This is a genomic window from Paenibacillus sp. FSL R7-0204 (genome assembly GCF_038002225.1).
Classification (GTDB): domain Bacteria; phylum Bacillota; class Bacilli; order Paenibacillales; family Paenibacillaceae; genus Paenibacillus_AQ.
Genome location: NZ_JBBOCA010000001.1, coordinates 2,253,825 through 2,273,890 on the forward strand (window position 1 = coordinate 2,253,825; position 20,066 = coordinate 2,273,890).

General features: G+C 47.3%; 25 protein-coding genes and 1 tRNA gene. 17 read left to right on the top strand and 9 right to left on the bottom strand.

Annotation, left to right across the window (positions count from 1 at the left end; all coding sequences use genetic code 11):
- The first annotated feature begins 9 nt into the window (after positions 1 to 9).
- Positions 10 to 288 carry a hypothetical protein gene (locus MKX42_RS10090; protein WP_340752372.1) on the top strand — a complete coding sequence of 93 codons (279 nt, stop codon included), beginning with the start codon at positions 10 to 12 and terminating at the stop codon, positions 286 to 288.
- A gap of 58 nt (positions 289 to 346) precedes the next feature.
- Here the strand turns inward: MKX42_RS10090 and MKX42_RS10095 are convergent, their stop codons facing one another.
- Positions 347 to 547, bottom strand: coding sequence for a DUF6199 family natural product biosynthesis protein (locus MKX42_RS10095; RefSeq protein WP_340752373.1), 201 nt, complete (start codon positions 545 to 547; stop codon positions 347 to 349).
- 761 nt (positions 548 to 1,308) lie between these two features.
- On the opposite strand from MKX42_RS10095, the gene MKX42_RS10100 reads away from it, so the two are divergent.
- The 3 genes from MKX42_RS10100 (at position 1,309) to MKX42_RS10110 (ending at position 2,978) form a co-directional block, all read left to right on the top strand.
- Complete coding sequence (locus tag MKX42_RS10100; RefSeq protein WP_340752374.1) at positions 1,309 to 1,563, top strand: hypothetical protein; 255 nt, start codon at positions 1,309 to 1,311, stop codon at positions 1,561 to 1,563.
- Between the two features lie 23 nt (positions 1,564 to 1,586).
- Positions 1,587 to 1,979: a hypothetical protein gene (locus MKX42_RS10105; protein WP_340752375.1), complete on the top strand. Its 393-nt coding sequence runs from the start codon at positions 1,587 to 1,589 to the stop codon at positions 1,977 to 1,979.
- Between the two features lie 195 nt (positions 1,980 to 2,174).
- On the top strand, positions 2,175 to 2,978 hold the full coding sequence (locus MKX42_RS10110; protein ID WP_340752376.1) for an undecaprenyl-diphosphate phosphatase: 804 nt from the start codon (positions 2,175 to 2,177) through the stop codon (positions 2,976 to 2,978).
- 37 nt (positions 2,979 to 3,015) lie between these two features.
- On the opposite strand, the gene MKX42_RS10115 is transcribed toward MKX42_RS10110, so the two are convergent.
- From MKX42_RS10115 to MKX42_RS10125, 3 genes are all read right to left on the bottom strand, one after another.
- Positions 3,016 to 3,180, bottom strand: a complete 165-nt coding sequence (locus MKX42_RS10115; RefSeq protein ID WP_155991360.1) for a hypothetical protein — start codon at positions 3,178 to 3,180, stop codon at positions 3,016 to 3,018.
- 69 nt (positions 3,181 to 3,249) lie between these two features.
- A complete protein-coding gene (locus tag MKX42_RS10120; protein WP_340752377.1) occupies positions 3,250 to 3,792 on the bottom strand; it encodes an ImmA/IrrE family metallo-endopeptidase in 543 nt (180 codons plus the stop codon).
- A gap of 143 nt (positions 3,793 to 3,935) precedes the next feature.
- Positions 3,936 to 4,112 (bottom strand): YjfB family protein, encoded by a 177-nt coding sequence (locus MKX42_RS10125; protein WP_340752378.1) that lies wholly within the window; start codon positions 4,110 to 4,112, stop codon positions 3,936 to 3,938.
- Positions 4,113 to 4,281: 169 nt separating this feature from the next.
- Between MKX42_RS10125 and MKX42_RS10130 the strand changes: the two genes are divergently transcribed.
- Positions 4,282 to 4,437 (top strand): hypothetical protein, encoded by a 156-nt coding sequence (locus MKX42_RS10130; RefSeq protein WP_155991357.1) that lies wholly within the window; start codon positions 4,282 to 4,284, stop codon positions 4,435 to 4,437.
- Positions 4,438 to 4,484: 47 nt separating this feature from the next.
- Here the strand turns inward: MKX42_RS10130 and MKX42_RS10135 are convergent, their stop codons facing one another.
- Together MKX42_RS10135 and MKX42_RS10140 are read right to left on the bottom strand one after the other, a co-directional pair.
- Positions 4,485 to 4,673, bottom strand: coding sequence for a hypothetical protein (locus MKX42_RS10135; protein ID WP_340752379.1), 189 nt, complete (start codon positions 4,671 to 4,673; stop codon positions 4,485 to 4,487).
- 86 nt (positions 4,674 to 4,759) lie between these two features.
- Positions 4,760 to 5,200: a NucA/NucB deoxyribonuclease domain-containing protein gene (locus MKX42_RS10140; RefSeq protein WP_340752380.1), complete on the bottom strand. Its 441-nt coding sequence runs from the start codon at positions 5,198 to 5,200 to the stop codon at positions 4,760 to 4,762.
- Between the two features lie 162 nt (positions 5,201 to 5,362).
- On the opposite strand from MKX42_RS10140, the gene MKX42_RS10145 reads away from it, so the two are divergent.
- Positions 5,363 to 6,838 carry a glycosyl hydrolase gene (locus tag MKX42_RS10145; RefSeq protein ID WP_340752381.1) on the top strand — a complete coding sequence of 492 codons (1,476 nt, stop codon included), beginning with the start codon at positions 5,363 to 5,365 and terminating at the stop codon, positions 6,836 to 6,838.
- Between the two features lie 17 nt (positions 6,839 to 6,855).
- On the opposite strand, the gene MKX42_RS10150 is transcribed toward MKX42_RS10145, so the two are convergent.
- Positions 6,856 to 7,347: a PH domain-containing protein gene (locus tag MKX42_RS10150; protein WP_340752382.1), complete on the bottom strand. Its 492-nt coding sequence runs from the start codon at positions 7,345 to 7,347 to the stop codon at positions 6,856 to 6,858.
- 201 nt (positions 7,348 to 7,548) lie between these two features.
- Here MKX42_RS10150 and MKX42_RS10155 point away from each other — a divergent pair, with 201 nt between their 5' ends.
- The gene (locus MKX42_RS10155; RefSeq protein ID WP_340752383.1) at positions 7,549 to 8,151 is read left to right on the top strand and encodes a hypothetical protein; all 603 of its coding nucleotides are present in this window, start codon (positions 7,549 to 7,551) and stop codon (positions 8,149 to 8,151) included.
- A gap of 87 nt (positions 8,152 to 8,238) precedes the next feature.
- Here the strand turns inward: MKX42_RS10155 and MKX42_RS10160 are convergent, their stop codons facing one another.
- Positions 8,239 to 8,664, bottom strand: a complete 426-nt coding sequence (locus MKX42_RS10160) for a GNAT family N-acetyltransferase (RefSeq protein ID WP_340752384.1) — start codon at positions 8,662 to 8,664, stop codon at positions 8,239 to 8,241.
- Positions 8,665 to 8,938: 274 nt separating this feature from the next.
- Between MKX42_RS10160 and MKX42_RS10165 the strand changes: the two genes are divergently transcribed.
- A complete protein-coding gene (locus MKX42_RS10165; protein WP_340752385.1) occupies positions 8,939 to 9,274 on the top strand; it encodes a YolD-like family protein in 336 nt (111 codons plus the stop codon).
- A 41-nt stretch (positions 9,275 to 9,315) separates the two neighbouring features.
- Here MKX42_RS10165 and MKX42_RS10170 read toward each other — a convergent pair whose 3' ends face one another.
- On the bottom strand, positions 9,316 to 9,477 hold the full coding sequence (locus MKX42_RS10170; protein WP_200869526.1) for a hypothetical protein: 162 nt from the start codon (positions 9,475 to 9,477) through the stop codon (positions 9,316 to 9,318).
- Positions 9,478 to 9,655: 178 nt separating this feature from the next.
- Between MKX42_RS10170 and MKX42_RS10175 the strand changes: the two genes are divergently transcribed.
- The 9 genes from MKX42_RS10175 (at position 9,656) to MKX42_RS10215 (ending at position 20,051) form a co-directional block, all read left to right on the top strand.
- The gene (locus MKX42_RS10175; protein WP_340752386.1) at positions 9,656 to 10,342 is read left to right on the top strand and encodes a M15 family metallopeptidase; all 687 of its coding nucleotides are present in this window, start codon (positions 9,656 to 9,658) and stop codon (positions 10,340 to 10,342) included.
- A 75-nt stretch (positions 10,343 to 10,417) separates the two neighbouring features.
- On the top strand, positions 10,418 to 10,885 hold the full coding sequence (locus tag MKX42_RS10180) for a WGxxGxxG family protein (protein WP_340752387.1): 468 nt from the start codon (positions 10,418 to 10,420) through the stop codon (positions 10,883 to 10,885).
- A 185-nt stretch (positions 10,886 to 11,070) separates the two neighbouring features.
- Positions 11,071 to 11,156: transfer RNA gene (locus tag MKX42_RS10185), tRNA-Leu, on the top strand.
- Positions 11,157 to 11,941: 785 nt separating this feature from the next.
- Positions 11,942 to 12,250, top strand: coding sequence for a PTS lactose/cellobiose transporter subunit IIA (locus MKX42_RS10190; protein WP_036724220.1), 309 nt, complete (start codon positions 11,942 to 11,944; stop codon positions 12,248 to 12,250).
- Between the two features lie 73 nt (positions 12,251 to 12,323).
- Positions 12,324 to 13,622, top strand: coding sequence for a PTS sugar transporter subunit IIC (locus tag MKX42_RS10195; protein ID WP_340752388.1), 1,299 nt, complete (start codon positions 12,324 to 12,326; stop codon positions 13,620 to 13,622).
- A gap of 41 nt (positions 13,623 to 13,663) precedes the next feature.
- Entirely contained in the window at positions 13,664 to 16,210 is a 2,547-nt protein-coding gene (locus MKX42_RS10200) for a hypothetical protein (protein WP_340752389.1), read from the top strand.
- Between the two features lie 11 nt (positions 16,211 to 16,221).
- A complete protein-coding gene (locus tag MKX42_RS10205) occupies positions 16,222 to 16,539 on the top strand; it encodes a PTS sugar transporter subunit IIB (RefSeq protein ID WP_076076075.1) in 318 nt (105 codons plus the stop codon).
- A 22-nt stretch (positions 16,540 to 16,561) separates the two neighbouring features.
- On the top strand, positions 16,562 to 17,983 hold the full coding sequence (locus MKX42_RS10210) for a 6-phospho-beta-glucosidase (RefSeq protein ID WP_036724174.1): 1,422 nt from the start codon (positions 16,562 to 16,564) through the stop codon (positions 17,981 to 17,983).
- Positions 17,984 to 18,122: 139 nt separating this feature from the next.
- Entirely contained in the window at positions 18,123 to 20,051 is a 1,929-nt protein-coding gene (locus MKX42_RS10215; protein ID WP_340752390.1) for a BglG family transcription antiterminator, read from the top strand.
- Positions 20,052 to 20,066 lie beyond the last annotated feature (15 nt).

The following is a 20,066-nucleotide window of genomic DNA, read 5'->3' on the forward strand; positions in this document are numbered from 1 at the left end:
AGAGCTGAGTTGAGTAGAAGCGTTAAGAAAACACCCGTAAGTAAAGAGCAGGCAAATCCCTGGATCAAACGACAGGCAAGTAAGGCAGTGCGAAGATACTCCCGAGATATTCCTAATGGGAAATACTATCGTAAGATTTATTGTTCTTGGAATATAAGCGATTGGAGATTTTACACACCTTATTTGCAAGCGGTCAAGGAATGGGAGACCACAGGCAGTACTTGGCACAGACAAGTTAGCTTTCAAGAAATGGCTTTAAGCTGGGCTAAAAACTTTAAAAGAAAATAAAAAACAGGAGTGGTTGGCAGGGAAGCGCCAGCAGCTCCTGTTTTATTGTTTTATTCCCCTAACCAAACATAGAGGGCAAAAAGAACAAGAAAAAGAGAATAAGAACGATCACACTTGTGATTCGGCTCATCATGAGATAGGCTTCACTGGGGCCGGAGTCGCCCTTGACCATCCAGCCGTAGCGCATATGCCAGCCCATGGCCGGGAAGAAGATATTCAGCATCGCAATCAGTACAAATAGAATAGAAAAGACAACCATTTTTACCAACTCCTTTATCAGTTTTACGTGAATTGAGCATCTGAAGTTGCACAACATTTATACGTCAGCTTAATTGATGCAGCATGAGTTTGAAGGAGAATAACCAAAAAACAGACCCGAATTAGAATTCGGGTCTGACAGGGAAGTATCAGTTGTCCAATTCTAAAATACGAAAAATAATAAAATTTGGTGTGGGACATTGTGATGTATTTAAGGGCGTAACTACTATGGCTAACGCCCGTTTTTTTTGGAATTAGGTTGCTGACTAGTAAAAACTAGTTGTTCGTCCATTTCTAAACCAGATGGGATGCGTACACTACACTATCTTATTAGGGAGGTGTCCGTATTGAGTTGTCCAGACGATAAAAAATGTCATCCTAAAAAAATCGTCACCCTCGTTCCTTCAAAAAGAAAAAGAAAAGAACATCGGAAAGTTGTTAAAAAAGTGATTAAAAAGGTGGTTAAAGTAACCTGTCCACCGCCTGAAGTCAATGTCACTACTCCTACCGTCATCGGTCCCACAGGGCCTCAAGGAGCGCAGGGCTCTCCGGGCATACCGGGAATCCCGGGGGCAAGAGGCCCCCAGGGAACAGCAGGTCCTCCGGGACCTGCCGGTGGGCCTCCAGGGCCCCAAGGCCCCCAAGGTGTGCCCGGGCCACCTGGAGCGATAGGCCCTCAGGGAGCAGCGGGGCCCGTTGGCCCTCAAGGGGCGCAGGGAGTTCCGGGAGCGCAGGGCCTCATAGGTCCCCAGGGCCCGCAGGGTGAGCCTGGTCCGGCGGGAGCGATTGGGCCACAAGGCGTTGCAGGAGCTGCAGGGCCGGCTGGAGCAACAGGAGCTACTGGTCCGGCCGGAGCCGCAGGAGCTGCAGGGCCGGCTGGAGCAACAGGAGCTGCAGGGCCGGCTGGAGCAACAGGAGCCACTGGGCCAGCCGGAGCTGCAGGAGCCGCCGGAGCCGCAGGAGCGACCGGGGCAACAGGAGCGACCGGGGCAACAGGAACGGCGGGTGGAGTATTAGGATTTGCCGATTTCTTTGCTCTGATGCCTCCTGATAATGCAGCAACGGTAGCGCCAGGCACAGATGTAAGCTTTCCACAAGATGGCCCTACCAGCGGGACAACGATTGCCCGGACCGGGCCGAGTTCTTTTAATTTAGCGGCCATTGGGACGTACCAGGTGCTGTTTCAGGTTAGTGTGACCGAAGCCGGACAACTAATCTTGACTTTAAATGGTGCAGATCTCGCTTATACTGTAGTTGGGCGGGCAACAGGTACCTCACAAATCGTAGAAATGGCTATTGTGCAAACAACGGTCATTAACAGCATACTGACCGTTCGTAATCCTGCCGGAAACTCTACTGCACTTACGATTACTCCTCTTGCCGGAGGAACAAGACCCGTTTCAGCTCATCTTGTTATTACCCAATTAGCGTAGCGGCTATTTTACGAATAGAGCATAATGAAATTTTGCCACCAGTAGCTTGGTGGCTTTTTTGTTCTGATCACAATAAACCACATGACATTTATGTCACACCAACTCCCATATTGTTAGCTCATTCGATGGGGAATTCTATCTCAGCCTCTTATACTGGAAATATATTGATTCACTTCCGAGAGGGGCTATTCACCAGTGACTGAAGCTATCAAAGCAATTATATTAGGGATTATTGAGGGGTTAACTGAATTCTTGCCGGTCTCGTCTACCGGGCACCTTATCCTGGCAGGGAATCTGCTGAAGTTCGAGGGAGAGGCTGCGGTTACCTTCAAAATCGTAATCCAGCTGGGTGCGGTAATGGCCGTATTGCTGTTGTATTGGAAGAAGTATGTGAACATCGGGGTGAATATGCTGAAGCTGGATTTCTCCAAAAGCAAAGGACTGAATGCCATCCACATGATCCTGGCTATGGTTCCGGCACTGGTGGTGTATCTGCTCTTCAAAGATACGATCAAGAGCCAGTTATTCGGCCCCAAGCTGGTTCTCATTGGACTGATCGCCGGTGGCCTGTTGATGATCCTCGCTGCACGCAGCAGGAGATCCGTTACGTCAGAGACGGTAGACGGTCTTAACTATACTCAAGCCTTCGGCATCGGGCTGTTCCAGTGTCTGGCGCTGTGGCCCGGGTTCTCAAGGTCCGGTTCGACGATCTCAGGCGGTCTGCTGCTGGGGACCAGCCAGAAAGCTGCTGCTGACTTCACCTTCCTGATCTCAGTACCGGTCATGTTCGGAGCAAGCCTCCTGGACCTCTATGACAGCCGGGATGCGCTGAACTCCGATGATCTTGTGCTTATGCTGATCGGATTCGTGACTTCCTTCCTCGTAGCCATGATTGCAGTGGTCACGTTCATCAAGCTGATCAAGCGGCTCCGCCTGGAGTGGTTCGCGCTGTACCGCTTCGTGCTAGCAGGACTGTTCTATGTAATTGTCATCCTGTAATGGGCCTCTGGTGTGATCCGCTCAGGCGGCTCAGCACTCAGCCGTATTCCTTAGGCTCCTGCAGCAGGATGGAGAAGGTCTGGGTTACGTGGTCCACTTCAATCGTCTCGATACCCACAAAATCCGGAATTTCAGGATGAACGGCATCCACGCTGTATTCAGGGTGAGTCAGCAATAATTGAATGACTTTCAGGGCTTCCACGTTGATCTTGATCCCCTTTACAGTAGAATCTCTTGTTCTGATCTATAGTCTGTATTATCCCCGCAGCGCTTAGCGAATATGTCTGTGGATGATATTTCTGTCTTCGTTACGTTCCATAACAGCCATTAATTGCCCCTGGAAAATACGTCTCTGGATCTGGTCGATCCGCTGCAGCGCGAGAGGGACGGGGACCTGGAACGCTACAGCCAGCTCAGTAACGGCATCCTCACGGAGCTCGGGCAACGTGTTCGCAGAGATCATGACATAAGGCATGGAAGCATACAGAATGAACCGGTCGGATTCATCTCTCTGCGCCTGCGTGAACACTCCGGGCATAAGCGTGGACTTGCCGGCATGCCGCAGCAGATGACACAGCTCGTGGAGGAACTCCAGCCGCTGCAGCTCGGGAGGGAGACGGTTGTCGATGAACATGCTGTACATTCCGGCTGTAGCCTCAATCGCCTTGCTGCGGACATCCAGATAGTGCACCCAGATATTAAGCCGCTTCGCTATGTAATCGATGGAGATGTCGGACGGCTTGCGGACACCAATACGCTGGTATAGATCCTCTGTCCATTTCTCCAATGTGGTCATCTGATAATAGCCTTGCATAATCAATCACCCCATATATAAGATCGTATGTTCGTATTATTAGCCAAAAGAAAAGCCCGTAAGGGCTAAGCAGCAGTTCAGCGCGCACTCTTCAGCGGCTGAAATATGGAACGGGTGTTCCTATGTATGTAAGCATAAAGGAATTACGCCCGAATATCAAGTGTTTTTCCCAAGGTGGGGTGCGTGGCCTGACTCAGCATCTGAACCATATCCTGGGCACCGATCTGCGCCTGCTCCTTGGCAAGGCTCATTACCTGCAGCCCTGCGGCCTGCTGTAAGGATGACTGGCTCATCACTACGGATAATGCAGCAATATCCATCCGGCATTCCTCCCTCCATATGTTGTGAAGCTATTGCTTCATACTCTATATCGACCACTGGACGCCTGTCCGTTAGGTGAATGGTATTTCTTTGCCAATTGGCCCATGCAACGGAGCGGAATTCCACATATTCTGTGCTGTATTCAATATTCAAGAGGAGGAATTAATCATGGGAGCAGAATATGGTTGCGGTTGTGGAAATAACGTAGGTGGAGTGAATCAGGGACCTCCAATCGTTCCGGTAGTAAGCCCTTGGACTTCGACAGGTGCAATTCTGGTTCTGTTCATTCTGCTGGTTATCATCACAAAAGCCTGTTTGTTCTAGAACAGCCTATAGCCAGTGTAGCCCTGTCCGGCCTGTGCCGGATAGGGCTATTTCTTTTTTTTCTTATGAGCACGGACCGTTGGCCCGATCTGGCGTTTGATTCTGCCTGTAGCTGCATCCGTTTCAATGATATAGAGTTCCTTAATTGTTCCTGCAAGCGCGAACCATTCCTGTAAGGCTTCAGCTTCGGACATAGGGCCGTACAGCCGTTTGCCCCGATAACAGATATAGAACACATGCGGCTCTCCATCTAAGTTATATTATCCCATTTCATTCTACGCTTTATCGCAGTGAAATTGAACAATATCCCCCACAATCGGGCTTATTTGAAAATAAATTCCACACGCGTGCCATCTGCGAACGCCTCCAGCTGATTGCCGACCCAGCTTCCCGCTCCGCGGTTATCACTGGGTGTTATGTATTCAATATGCGCTCCGGCTCCGCCTTCATCACACATGGCCATCGGCCATTCGTCCCGGTCATAGCCTTTCTTCGTGGGAACTCCCTTCAACGACGCCTTGCGGTTCTCCTCCGCTCCCTTGCGGTTGATCGTGCAGATGGCTGACTCTCCCTTGCGGATGGCCTTCTGGATGTGCTTTGCGGTCTCCGGGAAGCGGTCTGCCGGGAACTTCAGCTTCACGACCTCCAAAGAATGACCGGAAGGGGTCTGCGGCAGCCATTGCCCGTTCTCTTCCAACAGGTAGGCGGACAGACTGATCAGGGCGATAATAATGAGACTGATGATGGACTTTTTGGCTTTCATATCTGCTCCTTTGTAGGTGGGTATGGGTATAATGCCTGTGCCCAGAATAGTATAGCGTAAGAATAACGGATTGTGACAGCCCTAATTCTGTGCAGTTGCCGTGCTGAAGTTCCATAATTCGTCATAATATGTACAAACACAAGGAAAAGGATGGTGGAAAATGTGGAACAGCGCAACCTCAGGGACCTGCTGGATTCGGCCTCACGGCTGATTGGTGATGTGCAGTGGCAAGCGGCTTTTCGCAAAATTCAAATGACTCCCGCTGACCCGGAGCTGGGGGCGCCCGCACAGAAGCTGCTGGAGACGCTGTACTGGCTCCAGGGCCAGGGCATGATCAGCGGTCAGCATGATTACCTGGAGAGCCCGGATGATATCAACAACAAGCTGAAGAATACGGCTGGCAGCTATGCCGGACTGCACGGCTATGAGATGGGGCCGATCAGCAACCAGACGGAGAAGCTCATCAGCAGCCAGCGGCAGGGCGTAACCGACAGTGCGATCCGCTGGCACAAGGCTGGGGGTATCGTAGCGATGACCTATCATGCCAACCTGCCGGGCAGCGCTCCAGCCTGGACGAATGTCTCCATGAGTCTCAGCGAAGCTAATTTCAGCAAGTACATCACACCGGGAACGCCAGAGTATACGGCAATGATTGCGGAACTCGATAAGGTAGCTGTTTTCCTGAAAAAGCTGGGTGACGCCGGTGTCCCCGTACTCTGGAGACCTTACCATGAGATGAACGGCGGCTGGTTCTGGTGGGGGCAGAAATCCTCCTTCGTGACCCTCTGGGAGATCATGTTCGAGCGGTACACCGTCTATCATCAGCTGCACAATCTGCTGTGGGTGTGGAGTCCGAATGCCAAGAACAAGAATAGTGAGGAGCCGGCGAAGTATTATCCGGGCAGCGGCAGGGTGGATGTGCTGGCGGCGGATATTTTCGAGGGGGATTATATGGTAAGCCATCATGATACGCTCTGGGACCTGGGGCGCGGCAAGCTGATCGCCATCGGCGAGAACGGGGAACTCCCTCCGCCAGCTGTGCTGGCAGGCACGCAGAACAAGTGGAGCTACCAGATGACCTGGGGCAAGATGCTGTACGAGCGCAATAAGGATGCAGTGATTCAGGCTTTTATGAGGAATAGTGCCATATTCTCCAGAGACGACTATTCGGCCAAAGCAGCGGCGTATGCTTCTTCAGGAGGGGTCCTACCCAAGCCGGGGCTCTATGGGCAGTACTATAACAATATTACGCTTAGCGGCACGCCTGCCCTCACCCGGACAGATGCCAACATTAACTTCGCCTGGAGGCAGGCGGCGCCCGATCCGGCCGTTCACACCGATCTGTTCTCGGTACGCTGGAGCGGCAAAATAAGTGCTGCCTACAGTGAGACCTATACGATCTATTCGTATTCAGATGACGGAATCCGGGTATGGATCGACGGGAAGCTGGTTATTGACAGCTGGATCAAGCAGAGCGGGCAGGAGCGGCAAGGCACAGTGAGTCTGATTGCGGGGAAGCTGCATGAGCTGAAGGTGGAATACTATGAGAACCAGGGGGATGCGCGGGCGGTACTGATGTGGGAGAGCCCCAGCCAGGCCAAAGGCGTAATTCCGGCAGGAGCCCTCTATCTTCCATAATGAAGTGTAACGAAGCGTCAGATATGCTCGCGGTAGCTGATGTTGTTAGCAATTTTCTCGTCACGGACGGCTTGGCGCAGGATATCCTTGACAGCTTGAACCTTACGGATTCTATAGAAGGGGAGCTGTGGTGATGAAGCATCATCCGACAAAATGATCAGCGTCCCGATGCCCAGCATACGCTGCATAACCGACTGGGTGACGGAGAAATCATTGACCCGCAGCAGCTCGATTTCTTCGACATCTTTGCCGATCAGTCCGCTCTTGACCATAATCCGCTGGGACGTAATCGTATACTTGGTGGTATTCAGCCCGATCAGCCCCTTGAGACGGTCAGAGATGCCGGCAGGCTTGCCCTGCCATAATTCTTTTTCGTGACCGGAGCTGTGGCCAGCCGCTGGACGCCGTGCTGCTGCCGGAGAACCGGCCTCTTCTGTGCCTGCCCCGCATTCCCCGCAGAATTTGGCGCCTTGCTTGTATTCCGCACCACATGTTGTGCAATAAGCCATGATAGATCTTCCTCTCCTTGAACGGATAAATTCATTATAGTATAACAGGAATTGCCAGTCATCAACGGGTTATGGGCCGCTGTTTCTCCCTATGAATACGCTTAACCGCAGACAGATGTTTCATTACGCCGAATTTTACATTAATTTCATTTGCACTTAACAAAAATCGATATTATTCTGTTAAGTGGAGGGATATTAACTATGAGACAAGCTTTACTTGCAGGACTGCTAATGGCCGTCATGATCCTCAGTGCCTGCGGCAATAACAGCGCCGAACCGGCTTCCCCGGAAGCGGTGCAGGAGACGGTACAGAACTTTTACAATGAAATGGCGAAATTCGACGAAATGGGCAAATCCTCGCTAGAGAACTTCAACACCACATTAACCTCTTATTCCACCGGACAAGCGACAGACAAAGAATTCGAGAAGGCTGTAGACAGCTTCCAGGATACCGCCTCCGAGCTTGCAGATCATGTGAACGATATCAAGATTGCGGGCGGCCTGCCGGATACGATCGAGAAGCTGCTTAGAGATTCGGTGATTGCTTTCCAGAGTGCCTATCAGATCAAGGAAAAGGCTTCCAAGAGCGCTGTATCGCCCGATGTGACCGCAGAGGAATTCAACACGATGAATCAGCAGGCGGACGTAGCGATGCTCTACGGCATCTCCAAGCTGAATGAGGCCAGAGAAGCCGCCGGACTGATTGATAAGGAGCAAGCCGTACCAGGAACCGTATCAGATGCAGGCACAGGTGCCAACCAGGAACCGGGAGCTGGAAGCGCAGGGACTTCGTCAGTGAAATAAGCAGAGACAAGACTTGTTATAGGCAAAAGGGTTCAGAGGAAGACGCTGTACAGCATTACTGTAGGCGTCTTTTTGCTGCCGATTGAATTATTGGTCCAACCTTTTTGAGAAGTACTTAGGGGCCTCCCTGAAACCTTGTCTTTCATAAAATGTATGAGCCTCTATTCTTCTGGCATGACAATGAACCTGGATACTGGCACATCCTCTTCGACGGGCGGAAGCTGATGCGGATTCCACTAATTCCTGTCCAATTCCCTTACTTCTAGCTGAGGAGTCCACAACCAGATAACTGATGGAGGCGATATCTCCTCTCATGCCCAGTTGCGGGATATAATGCAGGGAGAGACAGGCGATAACACATCCTTCCGCTTCATAGACCATTAACTCCTCATTGGGGTCAGTAAGAAGTCTTTCTATATTCTCTTTCATAAAAAGCTTGGTATCCGGGTAACCTAATTGCGTCAATAGTCTGGAAATATCCTCCCGATCCTCCACATTTGCAGCTCTAATCATAAATATCATCTCCGTCCTTTCTACCCCTTTTCCCTAATAATGGCATTAAATTAGCGAAACAACTAGAACCACGTGATGGCTGTTTTCATGCAGGTGTGGTGCTAGCTCAACCTTTTGTTATGATCAGCTGAAGCTCCCCTCCTGAGTCCTTGCTCTGACATTAATTTCTGCTTGCCTAACAAGAAGAATTGCGGATATAATACAAACGTACGTTCGGTTCATGGGCGGCAAGATGATGTAGTCCGGCTATAAAGAACAGAGTGGGGGAATAGCAATGGGCAAGAAGCTTGAAGCGGACGGTCTGCGGGAGAGCAGCCGAAGCATGTTGACGGAGCATAAGGGCGGGATCAGGAGGGACGAACGGGAGACCTGGCATAGCCTGAGGCCGGTTCTGGATGAGCAGAAGCTGGAGGAGATTGAGCATACGCTGGCCTTATCGCTAAGGAGTCATGTGCGGGTAACGCTAGTGCTGTACGATCCTCTGGAGCAGAGGAAGCTGAGCGGGTTCGTGACTTCCATTCACACCCACTCGCGGGAATTCAAGCTGCAGTGGGCGGAGGAATGGAAGTGGCTGCTTGTAGATGACATTGTGGAGGCTTATATTGTCTAAAAGATAACCTGTTCGCCTGGGATCCGCACGGCACGCTTCATTTACTTGCTGCGGTGTCCGTCTGTCTTCTCATAGGCAATCAGCGTGACCTCCGGGTTCCCGGTCATCCGGGCAATCTCTGATTCCGCCTGGCGGATCACTTCCACCACATCCTCCTGGTCGCTAAGCGGGGCTATTCTGTAGCTGTCGCTGTGGATCTCCATGTTCATCCCCCTTTCCGTTAGAATGACCTGACTTGCGGTCTGCATTCTTATTCTGGCCTATAGGTGCACAGTTCATCCGGGGAGATAGGACACTTCACAGCTCATTTTGTGAAAAAAACGGTCATTGGTGCAAGCAACCCGGCCTAAGCGGGCATTTACTATACCAGGGGGTGAGTAGATGCTTACTTTGGAGCAGGTGAAGCAGAAGTCGGCCGCAAGGCTGGCGAAGCTGCATCCGGCCGTACTGGCCGGGGCGAACGAGTTGATTAGACGCTGTTATAACCGGGGGGTGCAGATCCTCATTACGCAGGGCATGCGCACGATAGCGCAGCAGAATGAGCTATATTTTCAAGGGAGAACCAAGAAGGGCGACATTGTAACCAATGCCCGGGGAGGCGACAGCTACCATAATTACGGACTGGCAATAGACTTTGCGCTACTCCTGCCGGATGGCAGGAATGTGTCATGGGATATGAACCGTGACGGGGATGACGACAAGGTGTCAGACTGGCAAGAGGTGGTTCAGGAGGGGAAGAAGCTGGGATTCGAATGGGGCGGGGACTGGACCTCCTTCAAGGATTACGCTCATCTGCAGATGAGCTTCGGCCTTAGCATCCAGGACCTGAAGGCAGGCAGACGGCCTACTGCCCAGCAGAGTGCAGCCGCACTAAGCCGTATAACCGGAGGTGAGCCAGAGGTGAACAAGGATATCCCGGTAAATATTACGCTCAATGGAAAGAAGCTGACGACCGGCGTCATGGACGATGCGGTAACCTATGCGCCTGTACGTGCGATTGCCGAAGCACTTGGAGCCAAGGTCACGTATAATGCGTCCAGCAAGACCGTGAACATTGTGAAGGAATAACTTCTCTGCATAGATGCTGTGCCGGATGGGGAAATTATCAGCGATTAACCACATCCATGAAGGGGGCACAACATTTTGAACAAGCTGATCACAAGTCTTGCCTGCGGTACGGTCCTGTCCATGAGTCTGCTCGGAGCAGGGAGCATCTCCGCAGCACCCGGCGGTATGATGACTACCACTCCAGGCGTTATGAGCACCTCCGCTCCGGGCATGAACAGTACGACTACTGACGGCCGGATGGGCAACATGAACATGCGCAATATGGATGACCGGATGATGGACAGCCGGGGCAATACCATGATGAACGAGACCAGAGATTCCATGCACAAGACCGAATCCATCATGAAGGACAAAATCCGTACCGGCGACAACAGCTCCGTCTCCCCGCTGTCCAACAATAACACAACGGGCCGCTACCGGGCACAGAGCACAACCACCACAAGCAACACCCGAAACGGCTCCAACTGGGGCTGGCTCGGTCTCGTCGGCCTCCTAGGTCTGGCCGGCATGCGCAGCAGAACCGGTGAGCGTGACCGCCACTAGTCTGAGCAGCGCAGGGCAGAACGGATCTGACCAGATCCGATTCGGTAAGACGAGCAAAAGGCCCGTGTCAGTCTCGGCTGAGCGGGCTGTTTGCTGCTTATGCAGAAATACTTACAAAAAGCAATTGCGTATCCTCCAGATACGTGATATTATATTTCTTGTCGCGTATAACGCGCACACAACATGCCGGGGTGGCGGAACAGGCAGACGCACAGGACTTAAAATCCTGCGAAGGGTGACCTTCGTACGGGTTCGACCCCCGTCCTCGGCACTAGAATGAAAACCTTGAGAAATCAAGGTTTTTTTATTTGGATTACTTTCAAAAGTATATGTAGAACACTTATTTAGTGCACAGGATTTATCCTGTTAATTACTGAGTTTTGTCAGGAAAGATACTCAATTCATTGGCTAGCACTTCTTCCCCGGTTAACACCTCTACCATGATGCCTACTCCCAAGCGAAACCCATATTTGAATATAGATGCCTCCTCTGAAAATCGCTCCTTCCAAATCTCCTTCATTTATAAAGTGCTTTGTGTTCAACCATAAGTTATTTATACTGGCTAAATCCACGTTGTATTCTCTATAAAGAATAACGTTTTCATTGATGGCGGATTTGATAGAGTGTGTTGCTTAGCTAGGTCAAGCATGTATTTTTTAAGGTTCGTGCAGACTGTAAGTTACCTGCCGCTTTTATATCCGGGGTTGTCGCGACAGGTGGACAATCATTTTTCTGGCAGCCTTGGCCGGGATTGATCCATCGCTGTATGAGGCAGCGGAGATTGATGGAGCTTCAAGGCTTGCCTGGCTGGGAGGAGCACCCTGCTGTAAGAGCAGGTAAAGTCTATTATATCCATGAGTATTGGAATGGAGATGATGCCTTCTCTGGCTTTGCTGTGGTACGCATAGTTGCAAACGGGGAATCAAAGCAATGCCATTCTTTTTCCCCCAGGTAGGTGAAAAAGAATGGGTTCAATTGAAAGCGGTATCAAATTATACTTACCTTGTAACAAGGACAGCAAGACAGATAAGAGAGAAAAAACGCAGAGGTGATGGAATGGAATACGTGGAGAAGATTATGACGCTGATTGCCAATTCTGGAGAAGCTAGAAGTAAAGCGATGGAAGCGATTCAAGTGGCGAAAACTAATGATTTTATTGCGGCCAAAAAAATGCTGCAGGAAGCTTCGGATGTTTTGCGAATGGCTCATAAAATTCAAACGGGTCTAATTCAGGAGGAAGCAGGAGGAAGTAAGCAGGAGATCACGATTCTAATGATACATGCCCAGGACCATCTGATGAATGCTATGACTGTCAAAGATCTGGCTGCAGAATTTATTGAATTGTATGAGGTTAACAAGAAATAGATAGTCAGGATCATTCGGGGTTAGCCTTATGCGATAGCTAAAGGCTCCCTAAACATTTTAATGGGGGTCAGGTATGAACGGATTTTTAGGGATATTACAGAAAATGGTCGTTCCGCTTGCAGCGAAATTATCTTCGAACAAAGCTTTGCAATCGGTTTCTAAAGGTCTTATGGGTTTGATGGTAATCATGATGATGGGTGCTTTTTCAACGATATTGAGCAGTTTGCCATTCGATGCTTATCAGAACTTTTTAGTGTCTTCTAATTTAAAAGGAGTATTTAACACTCTGCTCAACGTTACAACAAATATGCTGGGGGTATACGCAGCATTTTCCATTGCTTATTCCTATGTCTCAAATGAAGATAAAGATGGATTCTCAGCAGGTGCAATCAGCCTCATGTGCTTTTTTATCGTTACTCCATTGACAGTCGCAGGAGAGGGCTACATGGCAGTTACGAATTTGCCGTTGGATTGGATAGGGCCAAAGGGCTTATTCACCGCAATGATCGTTGCTATTGTAGTTTCCAAATTGTATGTATTGATTATTAACCGGAATATAACGATTAAAATGCCTGAAGGGGTTCCGGAATTTGTATCCAAATCCTTTGTAAGCATTATTCCGGGTATTGTTATTGGCATGCTTTTTGCCGCTATTTCTTATCTGCTATCCTTAACCAGCTTCGGGGACATGCATCAAATCATTTATAAACTGATTCAAATTCCTCTTACAGGTCTTGGATCCAGTATCTGGGCTGCATTGCTGGTGTATGTATTGATTGGGTTGTGCTGGTTCTTCGGGGTTCATGGCATGGCAGTAATGTCAGTGGTGATTCCAATCTGGGCAGCACTTGATGCCGAGAATATGGTTGGCGTTGCTGCAGGCGTGGCCAATGCGGATTTGCCCAATATTGTAACTCTTAACTGGGTAAGTGCAGTGGCTACTATCGGTGGTGCCGGTTCAACTATTGGTTTAGTGATTTGGCTGACCTTTAAAGCTAAATCAAAGCAATATAAAGTATTTGGCAAAATGGCGCTTATTCCTTCTCTCTTTAATATAAATGAACCAGTAATCTTCGGGCTTCCTGTAATGTTGAACCCGTTACTGTTTATTCCATTTGTATTTACTCCTGTATTGCTAATCGGGCTGGCATACATTTTAGTTACGATCGGAATATTGCCAATTTCGAATGGAATCGGGGCGCCCATGGGCACACCATTAGTGCTTCAAGGCTTCTTTAATGGAGGCTGGAGGTTAGGGTTGTACCAGGTGTTCGGAGTCCTGCTGTCATTGGTCATATACTATCCGTTCTTTAGAATAATGGATAAAAAAGCTGTTGAAGAAGAATCCGCTGCTGAGATGGCAGCTCAATAAGGTCTACATGTGAGTGATGATAAGTGGAGGGAGGTGGGGAAATGAATAAAATAGGCGATATTTATGCTAATAAATTCGAAAATTTTATTTTCCCATTTTTTTGGATGCATGGAGAGTCAGAAGAAGTACTAGTGGATTACATGCAAAAAATTCATGACAGCCATATTGGTGCGGTTTGTCTGGAATCAAGACCTCATCCGGATTTTATGGGTGACAGATGGTGGGCTGATCTGGATATTATCGTTAGAGAAGCCAAACGGTTGAATATGAAGATTTGGATACTGGATGACTCACACTTCCCGACAGGCTATGCGAATGGTCTGGTTAAGGAGAAGTATCCCGACAGGCTAAAAACACTCTTGACACACCGGGTTGTCGAAGTCTTTGGACCCAAGGATAGCATCGGGGTTATGACAGCCAATATATTCGATCCCACTGCCCGATTAATCGCTGTTTACGCCAAGCAAGACGATAAAATCATTGATCTGAAGGATCAAATCGATGATGAGATAATTTACTTTAATATTCCCGCAGGTTCATGGAAAGTATATCTACTCTATGAGTCCAGGAAAGTGGATTATAATCCGGATTATATTAATATGGTGGACAAAGAATCCTGCGATGTATTAATTGAAGCGGTATATGAGCCACACTACCAACGGTATAAAGAAGAATTCGGGAGAACAATTGCGGGATTCTTCTCGGATGAGCCTGGATTTATGAATGAAAAAGGAGTACGGAATGACAGCAGGATTGGTAAATTAATGCCGCTTCCCTGGAGCAGGCAGGTTAAAGAAATGTTGCAATTAAGATTGGGTAAGGATTACCTGCTACAGTTATCCTCTCTATGGTATGACGAAACATGCAGTCCTGAAATCAGACATGTCTTTATGGATATCTGTACCACACTGTACAAAGAGTGCTTTAGTGATAACTTGGGGAATTGGTGCAGGGAACGCAATGTTGAGTATGTGGGCCATGTTATTGAAGACCGTGATTCCAATGCCAGACTTGGTGTGGGTGCCGGGCATCTGTTCAGAGCGATGGCGGGGCAGGATATGGCGGGCGTCGATGTTGTGCTGAATCAACTGATTCCGGGAATGGATTCTGGTGAACATCCTACATTCAGAGGTACGTGGGACAGCGAGTTCTTCCATTATGCCTTAGTGAAGATGGCCTCATCTCTAGGGGCAATTGATCCCAAGAAGAAAGGCAGAACGATGGCAGAAGTATTTGGCGCTTACGGCTGGTACGAGGGCGTGAAGATGATGAAGTGGATCGTGGATCATTTCTTAATCCGCGGAGTGAGTTATTTTGTTCCACATGCCTTCTCACTGAAAGGATTTCCTGATATGGATTGCCCTCCACACTTCTATGCCAATGGAAATGATCCTCAATTCAGGTATTTCGGTGATTTAATGAAATATGTCAATAAAATGAGCACACTCTTCAGTGGAACGAAAGGAAAACCGACTGCGGCCATTCTATATCATGCGGAGGCTGAATGGACGGGAGACTTCATGCTGACGCAAAAACCGGCAAGGGTACTGACCCAGCAGCAGATTGACTTTCATATTTTACCTAATGATATCTTTACATTCAAGGATAGCTTTCTTACCGTATTAGATAACTATCTGCATGTGAATGGCTATGAGTACCAGTGCTTAATCCTCCCTTATTGTGAATGTATCAGTGAGGAATTGGCTCAATTCATTATTGCTTCCGCAAATTCTCATCTGAGAATTATCTGCATAGATGCATTGCCTAGCAAACTATTTAATAGCAGCAATACAGATTTACTCAATCAAATGTCTCATGTGGAAGTAGTAAAACTGGATGAGCTGTCTCATTACATGAAAGCCAATCAGTTACACCATATTGAGGTGGCAACTTCCGAACCCTATTTGAGATTTGCTTCTTTTGCCCATGAGGACGGAGAGTATTTAATGTTCTTTAATGAGGATCCGTTGAATATGATTCAGACCTCAATTAAGATTGAATCGGATAAGCCCATATACAAATTTGATGTTCTTAATAATAAGATCACCAAAGTGGAGTATGACGGCAAGAGCTTCCCGCTTGTATTGTCTCCATACGAATCATTTGTCTATGTGTTGGGAGAGATTGATGCAAGTATTGTAGGTACAGAAGTTATAATTGGTCATAAAGTGAAGGTAGTTGACTCACCCTATAAGGTAAGTATTGCAAATGCTCAGGAATATCCTGATTTTAGAGAAGCGTTCACCATGGAGCAGCTGGAGAATTTATCATTAACCAAGTACTTGCCTAAATTCTCGGGAACATTCAGATATGAAACTGAAGTCCAATTGGATCAAGATATTAACGCAGCCATCCTGGACTTGGGAAGAGTGTTTGAAGTAGCTGATGTCACTATAAACGGCACATTTATTGGCACCAGGATCTGTCCACCTTATCATTTTGAAGCCCACAATATTCTTAAATCAGGAATGAATACAATATGCGTGGATGTAACGAATACGTTGGATAAGCAGCTTAGGGATTACTTTTCTTACGGTGAAGAAATTCAGCCTTCGGGATTATTGGACAATATTGTTATCAAATATTAAGGAGAGTTCTAATGACAACTATTAAGTTATTTTGCTCGGCAGGGATGTCAACAAGCATGCTGGTTACCAAAATGAGAGCAGCGGCAGCGACTAAAGGATTGGAAGTTAATATTGAAGCGATGTCGGAAGGCCAGATGTCCAAACAATTAGAGAACATGGACGTAGCGTTATTAGGTCCGCAAATAGGCTTCAAATTAGCAAGTTCTAAGAAGCTATGTGATTCTGTAGGAATACCTGTTGCGGTAATCCCCACTATGGATTATGGCATGATGAACGGTGAGAAGGTTTTGGATTTTGCATTAAAGCTAATCGAAGATTACAAGAAATAAATGGAAGTTAGAGGTGTTTGCAATGAACGAAAAAAACAAATTTCCTGAACACTTTCTCTGGGGAGGAGCAATATCGGCCAATCAGACGGAAGGTGCCTATAATATAGGCGGGAAAGGCTTGTCGACAGCAGATGTTCTGGAGAATGGTATTATGGGCAAAATTCCGGAAAAACTGTCCGTTGTTGAAGGAAACATATATCCCTATCATGAAGCTATTGATTTCTATCACCGATATAAAGAGGATATTGCCTTGTTTGCTGAGATGGGCTTTAAGTGCTTCCGAATGTCAGTAGCCTGGTCAAGAATTTTCCCGAACGGTGATGAGAGCGAGCCTAATGAGGAAGGCCTGAAGTTTTATGATGATGTATTTGATGAAATCTTAAAGTACAACATTGAACCGATTGTAACCATTTCACATTATGAGATGCCGCTCAGCTTGGTTGACAAATATGGAGGCTGGAGAGACAGGGCAATTATAGGCTACTACGAAAAGTATGCCAAAGTCTTATTCAGAAGGTATGGAAAAAAGGTGAAGTATTGGATCACCTTCAACGAAATCAATGTAATAGCACATGCTCCTTTTGCCGGTGCAGGAATCATTTATGCAGAAGGGGAGCATAAGGAACAGATTAAGGCACAGGCCGCGCATCATCAGCTGGTTGCCAGTGCGCTTGCGGTTAAGGCTTGTCATGAAATTATTCCTGATGCTAAAATCGGAGGCATGTTGGCAGGAATGGTGTCTTATCCCTACACCTGCAATCCCGACGATGTCTTTGAATCCATGAAATTCGATAGAGCTTCACTGTTCTACAGTGACGTTCAAGCCAGAGGATATTATCCGAGTTACATGAATCGTACGTATAAAGAAAATAATGTGAGCCTTAGAATGGAATCGGATGATTTAGGCATACTGTCGGAAGGAACCGTTGACTTCATCGGCTTCAGTTATTATATGAGCTTGGTCATTACCACATCTAAGGAAGATTTGGATCGAGCTGATGGTAATCTCGTACTCCAAGCTGTTAAAAACCCTTATTTGGAATCTTCGGATTGGGGATGGCAGGTCGATCCAAAGGGCCTGAGAATTTTAATGAACACCTTATATGACCGTTACCAAAAGCCGCTGTTCATTGTTGAAAATGGCTTGGGTGCAGTAGATGAAGTAGAAGAAGGTAATGTAATCAACGACGATTATAGAATTGATTATTTACGCAAGCATATTGTGGAAATGAGAGAAGCCATCGCAGATGGAGTTGAACTGCTTGGATATACGACATGGGGACCTATCGATCTTGTAAGTGCCTCATCGGGTGAAATGAAGAAACGTTATGGATTTATCTATGTGGACAAAGATAATCAAGGACAAGGTACAATGGCGAGATTTAAAAAGAAAAGCTTCGAGTGGTATAAACAAGTGATTGAATCCAATGGAGAAATACTTTAATTGTTTAATCAAGTAGTGGGCCTCTAGTTAGGAGAGATCCACTGCTTTTTTACAATGCCGCCCAGTCCCGATAATTGTAAAACCGGGGTAGGCTAAGGGAAGAGTGAGGCAAGATAATATGTTGCAAGGAGGGATAGTTATGGATGCACGGCAAACGACGATCCTCCGACTACTGCTAGCTGCGGATGCTCCGCTTAATGGTAAGTTTTTAGCGGAAAGAAACAATGTTACTTCCAGGACTACCCGGAGCGATATCCATTCCCTAAACCGTATTTTGAAACAACATGGCGCAGAGGTTGAGCCAGTCCACGGGATAGGGTATCAGCTCCGAATTCAAGATGATTCGCTGTTTCGCGAATGGTTGGCAGGTCAACTTCGGGATGAGAAGCCCGTTAATTATGCAAATCCAGATAACAGAGTTAACAAAATTATACATCTGATGTTTACTGCTAATGGGTACATTCGCTCGGAAGAATTGGCAGATATGATGTATGTTAGCAAATCCACCTTGCAGAACGACCTCAAGGAGGTTAAAAGGAAGCTTGAACTTTATCATATTACGGTTGAAGCAAAACCTCATCACGGGCTAAGAATACGCGGTGATGAAATGAAAATACGGTTTGGAATGTCTGAACTTTTATTTGACCGCGAGAACAGTCATTCCGATTCTATGTACGTTAATTTGTTCTCATTTCTAGAACATGATCTTACCGTCATTCGATCTTCGGTCACAAAGCACGTACAGAACTACGGTGTAGAGTTGTCGGACACCGGACTCAACAACCTGATTATTCATATTGCCATTGCTTGTCAACGGATTAAAAATGATCATAATATCATTGAATTACCGGGTGAGCATCATTTCATGGAACAAAAGCAGGAATACGAGGCTGCCAGAACCATCGTTACTGACATTGAAAAGTTATTGTCTCTAAAATTTCCAGAGACTGAGATAACGTATATCACAATGCATCTGCTTGGTACCAAACTGTTATCCGCAGTGGGAACGGATGAACGGGAGATTACTCGTTGGGTGGATAAAGATACCTATCAATATGCAATGGATATTATGAAGGCTATCGAGTCCAAGCTTAAGCTTGGCATAAGCGGTGATCCAGAACTGCTGAAGAGTCTGTGTCTACACCTTCGGCCTGCTCTTAATAGAATTCGCTATGGAATGAGCTTGCGTAATCCAATGCTGGAATCCATCCAATCGACCTACCCATTAGCATTTCAAGGTGGCGTAATCGCTGGAATGGTTATTCAACAGAAGATGGGGCGTCATGTTTCTGAGAATGAGATTGGTTACCTGGCATTGCACATTGGAGCGGCTATGGAACGCAGGAGGGAATCTTATCCACCGAAGCGCTGTATCATCGTGTGTAGTTCTGGTGTGGGCAGTGCCAGATTATTATTTCATAAATTGCGTATTCAATTTGGAGTTCGGCTGGATATTGTGGACACGATCGGATATTATAAGCTGGCTCACACGGATCTGGATAACATTGATTTGATTATCAGTACGGTTCCCATAGCTCTTGATATCTCTGTTCCGGTCATTATTGTTAATTCACTGCTTGGAAATGGTGATTTAATGAGGATTGAACAGGCTATTACAGGTGTTTCTGACAACGATATGGACTATCTGCAGGAAGATTTAACATTTGTTTCCTGCGATTTCAATTCCCGCGAAGAGGTTTTACGGTTCCTTTGTGATCAGTTACAGCACAAGGGGCTGGTTGGAACGGATTTTTATGATCTTGTTGTGCAGAGGGAAGAGGTGACACCAACTTCATTTGGGAATAGCGTAGCTATCCCACATCCTATTTTACCTCAAACTGAACATACTTTTTGGGCGATCTGTACACTGCAAAAGCCAGTAAACTGGGGATCAAAGCCTGTACAATTCATCTGTTTGCTGTGTATCGCAAAAGATGGCGAGGCAGGTGATTTGACTACTATGTATGATCTTCTCGTCCGAGTAGTGGATGATGCTAATCTGGTTCAGAAATTAATTAAATGCCAAAATTATCAGCAAATCCATCATATATTCCGGACAAAATCCTAACTAACTATTGAGGAG

Coding starts and splice junctions, on each gene's coding strand:
- MKX42_RS10095 (WP_340752373.1), bottom strand. CDS start 547: ATGGTTGTCTTTTCTATTCTATTTGTACTGATTGCGATGCTGAATATC.
- MKX42_RS10105 (WP_340752375.1), top strand. CDS start 1,587: ATGCCTCCTGATAATGCAGCAACGGTAGCGCCAGGCACAGATGTAAGC.
- MKX42_RS10120 (WP_340752377.1), bottom strand. CDS start 3,792: ATGCAAGGCTATTATCAGATGACCACATTGGAGAAATGGACAGAGGAT.
- MKX42_RS10125 (WP_340752378.1), bottom strand. CDS start 4,112: ATGGATATTGCTGCATTATCCGTAGTGATGAGCCAGTCATCCTTACAG.
- MKX42_RS10130 (WP_155991357.1), top strand. CDS start 4,282: ATGGGAGCAGAATATGGTTGCGGTTGTGGAAATAACGTAGGTGGAGTG.
- MKX42_RS10140 (WP_340752380.1), bottom strand. CDS start 5,200: ATGAAAGCCAAAAAGTCCATCATCAGTCTCATTATTATCGCCCTGATC.
- MKX42_RS10150 (WP_340752382.1), bottom strand. CDS start 7,347: ATGGCTTATTGCACAACATGTGGTGCGGAATACAAGCAAGGCGCCAAA.
- MKX42_RS10155 (WP_340752383.1), top strand. CDS start 7,549: ATGAGACAAGCTTTACTTGCAGGACTGCTAATGGCCGTCATGATCCTC.
- MKX42_RS10160 (WP_340752384.1), bottom strand. CDS start 8,664: ATGATTAGAGCTGCAAATGTGGAGGATCGGGAGGATATTTCCAGACTA.
- MKX42_RS10165 (WP_340752385.1), top strand. CDS start 8,939: ATGGGCAAGAAGCTTGAAGCGGACGGTCTGCGGGAGAGCAGCCGAAGC.
- MKX42_RS10170 (WP_200869526.1), bottom strand. CDS start 9,477: ATGGAGATCCACAGCGACAGCTACAGAATAGCCCCGCTTAGCGACCAG.
- MKX42_RS10175 (WP_340752386.1), top strand. CDS start 9,656: ATGCTTACTTTGGAGCAGGTGAAGCAGAAGTCGGCCGCAAGGCTGGCG.
- MKX42_RS10190 (WP_036724220.1), top strand. CDS start 11,942: ATGGAATACGTGGAGAAGATTATGACGCTGATTGCCAATTCTGGAGAA.
- MKX42_RS10195 (WP_340752388.1), top strand. CDS start 12,324: ATGAACGGATTTTTAGGGATATTACAGAAAATGGTCGTTCCGCTTGCA.
- MKX42_RS10200 (WP_340752389.1), top strand. CDS start 13,664: ATGAATAAAATAGGCGATATTTATGCTAATAAATTCGAAAATTTTATT.
- MKX42_RS10205 (WP_076076075.1), top strand. CDS start 16,222: ATGACAACTATTAAGTTATTTTGCTCGGCAGGGATGTCAACAAGCATG.
- MKX42_RS10210 (WP_036724174.1), top strand. CDS start 16,562: ATGAACGAAAAAAACAAATTTCCTGAACACTTTCTCTGGGGAGGAGCA.
- MKX42_RS10215 (WP_340752390.1), top strand. CDS start 18,123: ATGGATGCACGGCAAACGACGATCCTCCGACTACTGCTAGCTGCGGAT.